A 10,563-nucleotide genomic window follows, 5' to 3' on the forward strand; every position below is an offset into this window, starting at 1 on the left:
GACCTATAAGAGAAAGGAGGAAAGGCGGGACCATAAGAATGGCGCTTAGAATGGCCATCTGCCCATAGCAGTCAGGGCAGGGCGATGCTTTACGACCATAAGTCGACAAGCGTTTTTTGTGCTCCGCCCAACGCCACAGAGAGTTACTTTTGATCCGCCATGCAAGCAGTCCGACTATGGGATGTTCAGACTGCCAGGCGGCTATCAGATCCGCGGACGAGACATGGCAGGAAGCAGGGACGCACGATGAACGGCATAAATAGTCCGAGCCCCAAACCCGCACTCCCAGGCATTCATATCCTGAACGGCTATTACGCCCTTGTCATCGACGAGCATCGCCGCGACTTCGCCCCCACTCTCTGGGACGTCCATTGTCCGGCGTTGAGCAACGCTGGTTCATAGGTGCCCATGCCAACGTCGAGGGCGGCTACGAAACAGATCTTCTGGGTGAAAACCGGCGACGACAAGGCGATGGGCGCGTTGCTCGTCTCGTGGAACCAACTCGTAGCGTCCTTCAACATTGGCTACATCATGATCTGCACGGCGACAGTGCTGGCCATGGTCGCATCCGGCTTTTTTGTCGGAAAATGACTGAACATGTATCCGGTCGAGGCGGCTATCGTGACGGCCTGTCACTCGGGCCTCGGTGGGACAGGCGACGTTGCGATCCTGGGTGCATCGGATCGCATGGGTCTAATGGCCTTTGCCCAAATCGCGACGCGCGTCGGCGGTGCGATCATGATCGTGATCGCGACGTTCCTGATGAAGATGATTTACTGATTCTGTTTCCCCTGCGACTGCGCGAGGCCTTCCAATAGCATGGGGCCTAGCTTTCTTTGTGCAGCGCATAGCGCATTGCGCTCTGCAGAGTTGTATCTTTTGCGTCGCTTCGCTTAGAAAGGTCTACAGATCAATCGCACACTTGGACAACAGCAAGGCGCCATGGCCGATACGTCTCAGCACAAGACCGAAAACGCAATTCCACGTCCGTTGCCGCTGGCCGGTGTGAGGGTTCTCGATGTCTGTCAGGTCATGGCCGGCCCCTACAGTTGCATGCTGCTCGGCGACCTTGGCGCTGACGTCATCAAGATAGAGCCGCCGGGTACCGGCGATCAGACTCGCGGAGCCATGGGGTTCAAGATGAAGGGCCCGGACAGCATGGGCTTCCTCAATATGAACCGGAACAAGCGTTCGGTTGCCGTAAACCTCAAGAGCGAAGCCGGACGCGAGCTTTTCTACGAACTGGTGAAAACCGCCGACATCGTGGTGGAAAATTACCGGCCCGGCGTGATGAAAAAGCTCAAATGCGATTACGAAACGGTGCGGAAATACAATCCGCGCCTCGTTTATGCATCTATCTCCGGCTTCGGCCAGACAGGCCCTTGGGCTGAGCGTCCCGGCTTCGATCTGATGGCGCAGGCCATGTCCGGGGTGATGAGCGTCACTGGCCATCCCGGGGGACTGCCGGTCAAGGCGGGGGTGCCGGTGGCTGACATCGGATGCGCCTTGTTCGCCACCTATGCGATGCTGGCTGCCTATATCGGAGCGAAAAACACCGGCGAGGGTCAGTATATCGATGCTTCGCTGTTCGAGGCCGCGCTTGCTTTCTCGGTTTGGGATATATCCGAATATTGGGGACGCGGCACGCAGCCGATTCCGCTCGGCACCGCCAACCGCATGAGCGCGCCATATCAAGCCGTCAAGTCGAAGGACGGCTATTTCGTCATGGGCGCCACCAACCAGAAGCTTTGGGCGCAGCTCTGTGAGAAAATCGACCGGCAGGATCTCGCCGAGAATCCCCGTTTCAAGACCAATCCCGATCGTCTTGCCAATCGCGAGGAACTGATCACGGAGTTGGAGAAAACTTTCGTGACGCGATCTTCGGACGAATGGGTGGAAACCCTGCTTGCGGCGGGCATTCCAGCCGGCACCATGTACAGCTATCCCGAAGCCTTCGAGAGCGAGCACGGCCGCCACAGGCAGATGCGGATGGAGATTGATCACCCCAACGAAGGGAAGGTGTCGAACATCGGCTTTGCCGTGAAGCTGACCGGAACGCCGCAAGAAGTGCGCCGTCATCCGCCTTTGCTCGGTGAGCATACTAATGAGGTGCTGAAAGAGATCGGTCTCGATTCTGCCGCCATTGAAAATCTCACCGCCCGCGGAGCTTTCGCGCCATGAGCCCTCAGTCTCCGGCGACTGCCACCGAACAGGATCAGGGAGGCGTTCGCTTCACGAAGGATGGCGCTATCGCCCGTCTTATTTTCGACCGGCCGCGCGCGCGCAACGCGATGACCTGGCGCATGTACGAAGAGCTGGCGGAGGCCTGTGCGAAGATCGCCGGCGATCTATCCATCCGTGTCGCAGTGTTGCGCGGCGCCGGCGGCAAGGCTTTTGTTGCGGGCACGGACATCGAGCAATTCCGCGCTTTTTCTTCCGGCGAGGATGGAATTGTTTATGAGGAGAAGGTCGAGAAATACGTCAGCGCCCTCGAGGCGTTGCCCATTCCGACCATCGCGGTTGTGGAAGGCTGGGCGGTCGGCGGCGGCATGGCGCTGGCCAATGCATGCGACTTCCGCATCGCCACGCCCGGCGCGCGCTTCGGCGTGCCCATCGCCCGGACGCTCGGCAACTGTCTGTCCGCGTCCAATGTGCGGCGGCTTGCCGCCACACTGGGCGTGAGCGTGGTCAAGCGCATGCTCCTTCTGGCCGAGACACCTGCTGTTGAGGAACTGCCCACCGGTTATGCCTCCATCGTTCCGGCCGAAGAGATCGACGCCAGGGTTGGGGAGTTATGCGATCGGCTTGCTGGTCATGCGCCAATCACGTTGCGCGTGACAAAGGAGATGCTACGGCGTTTGGCGTCTGATCCGCGCGTGGCCGATGCCGATCTTGTGCGTGAAACTTACGGCAGCGAGGATTTCCGCGAGGGTGTCGATGCTTTCCTCGCAAAGCGCCCGCCGGTCTGGCGCGGCAAGTAAGTCCGACCTCTCGTGATAAGCTCTCGGCGTTGAGTGGTGCTCAAGGACCCGGGTTGCGGGCCGCCGCACTTGCCTGAACCGCGAGCCTCGTCGCAATCTCATTGACGCGTAGCACGGGCTTGTCGTTGGCTCGCGCCACCAGATATTCGCCTGAAATGACACCGATCTGATCGGTGGGGACAAAAACGGGGTCAGCGGCGGATCCGGCTCGCGGCGCAGTTGTGCGCTCTCAAGCCGAGGAGCCATACAGAAGGCTTATCGACCCTGTCGATCTCGTAGATCGCGGGATGTTGTGGGCGGCCCTCGGATCGCCTGTCCGATCGACGCCCGACTTGATCGGACTCTCGAACGACGCTTTGGGCCCGTATTTGCAGGCAGTGTTTCTTTCTGAAGGAGGATATCAGTTAATTCCCCCGACTTCACCCAAAGCTCGTCATCCGCGACAGGTGCGGATTGTTCCTGTTTCCCGAGATTTTCATTGAAAATGGGAGCGGCCACTAGTGATGTGCTTGCAGTGAGCTCAAGATGGCGCCCTTAAACTACTAGGTGTACTGTCCGCACCTTCATATCGACAACCGCACTAGAAACGCCCTTCCTCTATTCGGCCTTCGGCAACCTGCTACGCGATCTTTTCACGGCATTCGATAGGTAGTCCGGATGATGGGGAGCATATCAAGCAGAATCCTCAGCGACATACCAAGATGGCCGGCCGACTGGTGCGGATCAGCGCCACGTTGCATGGGCCAGGGCTACTTGAACAAGCCGGTCCCGGTTTGTTGCTTCTGGCGATTGGTCGGATACTTCGAGATCAAAGCAGAGACCAACAATACAAGTCCTGAAAAGGATCATCCCAGAGCGGAAGAATCAAAAAATAACAGCTAGGCCAATGCCAGTCCTGCCGAAGTCGTTGCCATTATAGAACATCAATGTTCCGGCTTGTGTTTCAACGATGCTTGCAAAACATGTCATCTCAGAATCCCAACCAAAGGCAGATGTATTTAATCCGAGGTGATCTTGGCGGGTCCAGGTCCTGCCATCGTCTGACCGCGCATATCCGATGCGGTAACCTTTGGAGAAAGTGCGGCTGGAATAAAAAATGTTGAGTTCATCGCCGCGTATCAACATGCCAGGTCGGCCAAATCCGTATTCGTCCGGTGCCTGCGGTTCAATGGATAAGATGCCTTTATCGGGCCAAGTGATGCCGTCTTCAGATTCCGCGTAAGCAAGATGATAGGTCGGGACCTGTTTGCCCGAAATGTTCACGAAGCCGGAACCTGCGGCATACCAAATCTTATAGAGACCGCCGTGCTTCATGATGTGCGCGCCGGATCGAACTACAAGCTCGGATGGGCTTCGATCTAGGACTGGGGATTTTTGGTATCGTCGGAAGGTATTTCCGCCGTCCTTGCTGATTGCGAGACCAGTGAACAGCATGTATCTCGCCTTGGGTGTTAGTTGCCAGCCGGCATAATAAAGGCGAATACCGTCGTGGTCTTTGAATACTGAAAGCGGTGTGACACCGTTGTCGTCGAAGCATCCATCATCGCCAATGTCGAGGCACGGTCGATCAGAGAACCCTATAACCTTGGTTGGTTCATTTGCATCGACGTCGAACCAACCAATTCGACCGACTTGATCTTTATCGCGAGAAGCGAAGTAGACACGTATCGTGCTGTCATCAAGCAGAAGAGCCGTCGGCACATAGGTGTGTGAATTCATCCAGTCGGCACGACCAGATGCATCGAACACTACGCCAACTTTTTCAAACCTCATGCGTTAGCCTTTTCCGCCTGTTCGTAAATCCTCGTTTCAGCCAATTCGAGTGCTGCTCGTAGTGCGACGAGATCGATATCTACTTCGAAGACGGACCACACGAAAAATGCTCTTGGTATGGTCTGCGTCGGACTCAGAGACAGAATATAGGGCTGCCCAATCACTGCGGCTATGGTGGTAAAGCATTCAGAATGATGATTTGGCGAACTCATGCCGACGACCACGGTTTGACGAGGGCAAAATATTAAATTTGAAAGTGCTGCGCCTTGAGGTGCGACGATCATCTCCGCGTCCTTGAAGGTCTCTATCTGCTCATCGATCGACATTTCGCCAGGGTCGCAATACGAAATGCCGAACTCGTTCAAAAGGGACTTCAGATTGGTATCGTTGATTTTGCGCCCTGCATCCACTTTTCGTCGAGATAGATAAAGACGCTTTCCTGGTAGCGGCTCCGGATGATGCTTCGATAGTTTTTCACGCAGCGCCATAATAGCTTTGGGACTCGGGACATTGTGGCGAGACGGTAGTGGGAGCGCCGTTGCATTCTCGATCTCGACACCGTTTGGTGCGATTGTAACTTCTGGCACATAACCGAGTGTTTTTTGAAATAGCGTCGATTGCCATTGTTTGAGTGGGGCATCGGTAACGAGGTTATATCCTCGCCTAACCGGATTAAGTAGCAACGATCCCAAAGCCTCGAAAAGAAAGTGGTAATAGTTGAAATAGGCTCCCGGCAGCACGACGCCCTCGTGCACGACCGCGAGTCCTCTCGGAAGGCCAAGGAGAGCCCTATCGCCGGAATAAGCGAGAATGTTTGGAGAAAACATTTCAAGGCAGTATGGCCCAAGATGTTTTCGGTTTGAATCTATGATGCCTTCTTTAGTCGCGACCAATCCAATACCAATCTCCCTGGCATTTTTCAGTTTGAGCACATCGCCGCTCTGTAACGTAAGCGTTGGGCAAAGTTTCCTGGTCTCAGATCGGGAAACGGCAATGTAGGGGACTTCGATAGTTTCACCCCTGTTTGTGTCATATGACGATGGAATAATGGTGCCGAGTTGAATCTTGCCAAAGCGATATTGAAGGTAGGGATGCTTTCGCTGAAGGTGAGAGATCTTAGAAATGGCCGAATTGTCGCCCAGCAGGGCTTTGGCATACAGAAGACGAAATCTGTGAAACGGATCGTCTGGATTGATGGAAACGGTCTTCCCGAATTCTGAGGCGGCTAAATGGATGTCGCCAATATCCCACGCCGCGCGACCGAGAGCTTCATGCCCGATAGCATCAGTTGGTTTAAGAGTGATGGCGGCTTGAAAATGTTGAATGGCATTTTCGAACGTAAAATTGTCTAGATGGTCCATTAAATCTCTGGTGCCATTTCCTCCTGGAAGAGGTCTCGCTGGCATGCCGCCCATTGAAGAAAAGAATTTGTTCTCCCTGCACCATCGCGCCAGTAAATGATTGATATCGCCGATGCCGAGGTGACCGACATAAGCTGTTTTAGGTGATTGCAGAAAAGCTTGGTAGAGACTCAGCGCAGAAAGCATATCGCCCGACCGCTTCAAATATGCCGCAAAGATCGAAATGAAGAGGCCGGCTTCGCGAAAGCAAGACGGAATGCGCGGCCTGTCTATATTGAAGAAATAGGCCCCTAGATCGCCCTCGTGGCATCCGCCCTGAGTCGTTCTCAGATCCGCCACGAACATGAGAAGGCAAGCAACAATACGCTTTGGGTAACCGAGGATCAGACGATTCCTTGAAAGATGCCGGATAAGATGGATATCGCTGAAGAGCGAGCGAGGGTAATCGCTGGATTTCCATCGTCCTCCGATGTTTAGATGGAAGACAATGCAACTCAGCACCAAGTAATAATCGGTTTTAATTTTGTATTTTGAACGATTTACCGCTTTCGCCGCGCTTCGGAAAAATTCTTTTGTTTCTTTACGTCGTTTTTTGAGGCTGTTTGCCCATTTAGCGGCGTGGCGTCCCATTCATTCGTCCCCAGATTTCGCAAGAAATTAGAGCAAACCAAGGGCAAATCCAATGCCCACGTTGCGCTGGAAGCACCGCGCGTGAGGTACGTTTTATCGGACAATTGGAAGGCTGAAATCCGGCGGCTTTAGAGCACGCGGGCCACGATACTCTGGTTTGCGATTAGTGGCTTAATCCTCGTTTGGCCGGGATCGGCAGGGTCGATCCGCCAGACACTCTATGCCGTGATCGATGTCGTGATGGGGCTTCGTTTGGGGTAGCTGGGTTTCTTGAATAGCCCAGGACTGACCAATGAATCCGGCGAACAGGCATGGACGAAATTCCAGAGAAAAATACTCTATGATGAGAATCTAGCGTGCTCGAAGGCGAAGAAATGCGGTGAATGGAATTCAAGGATAGACAGATCCGAGACGGTTTAAGTCGGAAGATCGAATTGATAACTTACATGATCAAATCCTGAGATATTCACTGCGAGCAGCTGTTGGAAGTGATGTCGCGCCCGAGTCGTTATGAAGATGTTCAATCCAAGGAAATTTTGGATTGAACGGGAATTGGGTAATCAACGATGATCTCTGTTTATGAGCAAACCCAAGCAGCGCTTCGCGCCATAAAAGCACGAGAGCCTGAAGTTCGTGCCTGGACCCATCTGAATGAAGAATCGGTTCTGGAAGAGGCAAGGGCGATTGATCATCGCGCAGCAGGTGAGGAGCTATACGGAGTCATTGTTGCGGCTAAGGACATTTTTGAGACGGCGGATATGCCGACGACATATGGCTCGCCAATATACAAAGATTACAGGCCGGTCAGAGACGCCGCGGTGATTGCAAGGCTGCGCGAAAAAGGCGCCTTGATATTGGGAAAAACATTTTCGACTGAGTTTGCCTCGGCGTTTCCGGGGCCAACTCGGAATCCTCATAATCTGGATCATACGCCGGGGGGATCATCGAGTGGCTCTGCGGCTGCTGTCGCTTCCGGGATGGTGCGTGTGGCGCTGGGAACGCAAACGCTGGGATCGATCATTCGCCCAGCTTCATATTGCGGGATCGTTGGTTTCAAGCCGACATACGGGAGAGTGAGCAGATCCGGCGTGCTGAACTTGTCGGAGACACTCGACACAGTAGGTTTTTTCGGAGCGATCCTGGAAGATGTCGAGCGGGTGTTCTATTCACTGACGAACGAAATTGCTCCTGCCAGGATTCCGAACGAAAAACAGCCGAGGCTTGCCTTTTGTAAAGGGCCGGGGTGGGACGATGCGAATGCCGGCGTGCAGGATCGTATAGGCAGATACGTGGACAGCCTTCGGGAAGAAGGCGTTTTTATTGAGGATCTGGATTTACGCTCGACATTATCGGAAATCCTGCGCGCGGCTCAAATCGTTCACGATGCTGAAGCGTATCGAAATTTCACTTGGGAACGTACGCAACATTTCGATCGTTTAAGCGCCGAGTTCCAGAATGTTTTGAGCAGGGGGGAGGCTGTCACCGAGGAGGCGTATGAGCGTGCGCTGATTGTTGGTAAAGTCGGGCGGGCACAAATGCAAAAGGTCTTCGAAAAGTTTCATGCGCTCATAACCTTGTCCGCTACTCAAGAGGCGCCGGCAGGCCTGGCGTCGACCGGCTCCCCGAACATGAATGCAGCCTGGACGTTTTTGCGAGGACCGTGTGTGTCCTTGCCAAAGCTGAAAGCGGCAAACGGTCTTCCGGTTGGCGTTCAGCTTATCGGTAAGCCTTTCGAAGATGGCCAGTTGCTGAGTTGTGCTCACTGGCTCGATGCGCGATGTCCAAATATATGAATCTGTATCGTTTGGGGTAAGCGAGACGGCCTAAAGTTGCAGGCTGTCTCGAAAGATGTTGTCTCGGTTGATTTCCTGAATGGAGTTGACGCCCATTAGTGTCATTGCGACGCGCATCTCTTTGGCCAGCATATCAAGAAGATTTTCCACGCCCGACTGGCCTGCCGTAGCTAGGGCATAAATGGTGGCGCGCCCCAACAAAACCGATTTGGCGCCGAGCGCCAGCATTCGGACAATATCCAGCCCGGAGCGGATGCCGGAATCGGCCAGTATTGTAAGGTCGTTTCCTACAGTATCGGCGATCGCGGGAAGAGCGCGTGCCGACGATGCCGCGCCATCAAGCTGTCTTCCGCCATGATTGGAAACCACGATACCGTTTGCGCCGAAAGACACGGCATCCCGTGCATCCTGAGGATCCAATATCCCCTTGATGATGATCGTCCCCTTCCAGAATTCTCTTATCCATTCGAGATCGGACCAGCCGATCGTGGGATCGAAATTGTTGGCCAGCCAGCCGATGTAATCCTCCAGGCCGACGACCTTGCCTGTGTAAGCCGAAATATTCCCAAGATCGTGAGGGCGTCCCATGATGCCGACATCCATGGCCCAGCCCGGCTTGAACATGGCTTGCAGGATGCGCTTGGGATAGCGGTACGGGCCTGACATGCCCGAATGCGGGTCTCTGTAACGGGAGCCCGGCGTCGGCATATCGACGGTAAAGACAAGAGTGCGAATTCCGGCCGCCCATGCGCGCTCAAGCGCGTTCTTCATGAATTTCCGGTCTTTGAGAACATAGAGCTGAAACCAGATTGGCTGACGGCTCTGCGATTGGACTTCCTCGATTGAGCACACCGAAACCGTGGACATCGTGAAGGGAATCCCCTTCGCCTGAGCTGCCTTGGCTGTCTGGACCTCGCCGCGGCGTGCGCACATGCCCATCAGGCCGATGGGAGCGATGGCGACCGGCATTGCCAGTTGCTGGCCGAACAATTCCGTCTTCAGACTCAGGTCGCCGACGTTCCTGAGAATGCGCTGTTTGATATTCACCCGTTGAAGATCGTCGATGTTGGATCGCAGGGTCTGCTCATAGCCGGCACCACCTTCGATATAATCCAACAGGAAACGAGGAAGACGGTGTTGCGCGGCGGATCGGTAGTCCAGGGGGGATGCAATGATCATGGAAGAAGCCATCGGGGAGGGAAGCGAACCGGAGGCAATCTAACAGCTCTTCTTATGTTTTTGTATTTTCCGGTGTCTGCGTCGCGCAGCTGCAATTTCCGACTCTAAATAGAGTGGGCTCTCTGTCTCGCCCGGGGCGAATTGCAGGACCGGTCTTGGTCCCATGAACGGCCGACAGGCCGATTAGGCTTTTGGGCCAACTCACCCCAATATTTTGCATTCAAATAGTATATTGATACTAAAAAATGAATTCAAAAATGAAGTTGAAAATATAGGTAATTCCCACGGGGCACTTCGTCGGTTTGGCACTTAATTTTGCTTGATATTCTTAAGGATTGAAGACAAAGCCGCGTATGGTGAGTGGGATTGAAAAGAACCTCAGCCAGGTCAGGCCGCGCCCTGCGGCCTAGCCCAGCGAGGATAACGCCTTGGATGATATGGTCGCGGAGCGCGATGAGGGTTTCCTCGAACATGAATAATTCATGTTTATTTTCAAACTATTATAGCAACTTAGTTCGATTTTTAAGGCCGGGTACCTTTTCGGCTGAGCTTTGCTTCAGGTCGTTAGACAGAAATATTTTGTATGCAAAAATAATTTGCTGTCAAAAATATCATATGCAATATTTTGATGGTAGAAGAAACATTAAAGACAAAGGCTTGAAATATGACCCACGCTCAAGGGCGCCATTTTCTTCAAATCCCGGGTCCGAGCCCTGTTCCGGATCGGGTGCTGCGGGCGATGGACATGCCGGTCATCGACCATCGCAGCGCCGAATTTGCCGAACTCGGCAAGGCGGTGCTGAGCGGCTCGCAGAAGATTTTCCAGACCTCGGGTCCCGTGGTGAT

General features: G+C 54.0%; 8 protein-coding genes and 1 pseudogene. 6 read left to right on the top strand and 3 right to left on the bottom strand.

The annotated features are described in order from the left end of the window. The first annotated feature begins 408 nt into the window (after positions 1-408). The 4 genes from AFIDRAFT_RS20530 to AFIDRAFT_RS14120 all read left to right on the top strand — a co-directional run bounded on the left by AFIDRAFT_RS20530 (position 409) and on the right by AFIDRAFT_RS14120 (position 2,981). Positions 409-591 carry a 2-hydroxycarboxylate transporter family protein gene (locus AFIDRAFT_RS20530; RefSeq protein WP_009340175.1) on the top strand — a complete coding sequence of 61 codons (183 nt, stop codon included), beginning with the start codon at positions 409-411 and terminating at the stop codon, positions 589-591. A gap of 6 nt (positions 592-597) precedes the next feature. Then, entirely contained in the window at positions 598-780 is a 183-nt protein-coding gene (locus AFIDRAFT_RS20535; RefSeq protein WP_009340176.1) for a 2-hydroxycarboxylate transporter family protein, read from the top strand. Between the two features lie 162 nt (positions 781-942). After that, a complete protein-coding gene (locus AFIDRAFT_RS14115) occupies positions 943-2,181 on the top strand; it encodes a CaiB/BaiF CoA transferase family protein (RefSeq protein WP_009340177.1) in 1,239 nt (412 codons plus the stop codon). Beyond that, a complete protein-coding gene (locus AFIDRAFT_RS14120; protein WP_009340178.1) occupies positions 2,178-2,981 on the top strand; it encodes an enoyl-CoA hydratase/isomerase family protein in 804 nt (267 codons plus the stop codon). Before AFIDRAFT_RS14115 ends, AFIDRAFT_RS14120 begins: the two co-directional genes overlap by 4 nt. Before the next feature lie 864 nt (positions 2,982-3,845). Here AFIDRAFT_RS14120 and AFIDRAFT_RS14125 read toward each other — a convergent pair. Together AFIDRAFT_RS14125 and AFIDRAFT_RS14130 are read right to left on the bottom strand one after the other, a co-directional pair. After that, complete coding sequence (locus tag AFIDRAFT_RS14125) at positions 3,846-4,754, bottom strand: glycoside hydrolase family protein (protein ID WP_009340179.1); 909 nt, start codon at positions 4,752-4,754, stop codon at positions 3,846-3,848. Continuing rightward, positions 4,751-6,745 carry a glycosyltransferase 61 family protein gene (locus tag AFIDRAFT_RS14130; RefSeq protein ID WP_009340180.1) on the bottom strand — a complete coding sequence of 665 codons (1,995 nt, stop codon included), beginning with the start codon at positions 6,743-6,745 and terminating at the stop codon, positions 4,751-4,753. Before AFIDRAFT_RS14130 ends, AFIDRAFT_RS14125 begins: the two co-directional genes overlap by 4 nt. A gap of 566 nt (positions 6,746-7,311) precedes the next feature. On the opposite strand from AFIDRAFT_RS14130, the gene AFIDRAFT_RS14135 reads away from it, so the two are divergent. Next, positions 7,312-8,538 carry an amidase gene (locus tag AFIDRAFT_RS14135; protein ID WP_009340181.1) on the top strand — a complete coding sequence of 409 codons (1,227 nt, stop codon included), beginning with the start codon at positions 7,312-7,314 and terminating at the stop codon, positions 8,536-8,538. A gap of 30 nt (positions 8,539-8,568) precedes the next feature. Here AFIDRAFT_RS14135 and lldD read toward each other — a convergent pair whose 3' ends face one another. After that, a complete protein-coding gene (gene lldD / locus AFIDRAFT_RS14140; protein WP_009340182.1) occupies positions 8,569-9,717 on the bottom strand; it encodes an FMN-dependent L-lactate dehydrogenase LldD in 1,149 nt (382 codons plus the stop codon). Positions 9,718-10,381: 664 nt separating this feature from the next. On the opposite strand from lldD, the pseudogene AFIDRAFT_RS20270 reads away from it, so the two are divergent. After that, a pseudogene (locus AFIDRAFT_RS20270) lies at positions 10,382-10,563 on the top strand (serine--glyoxylate aminotransferase); the annotation flags it as partial.

This window comes from Afipia sp. 1NLS2, assembly GCF_000178995.1.
Classification (GTDB): Bacteria; Pseudomonadota; Alphaproteobacteria; order Rhizobiales; family Xanthobacteraceae; genus Afipia.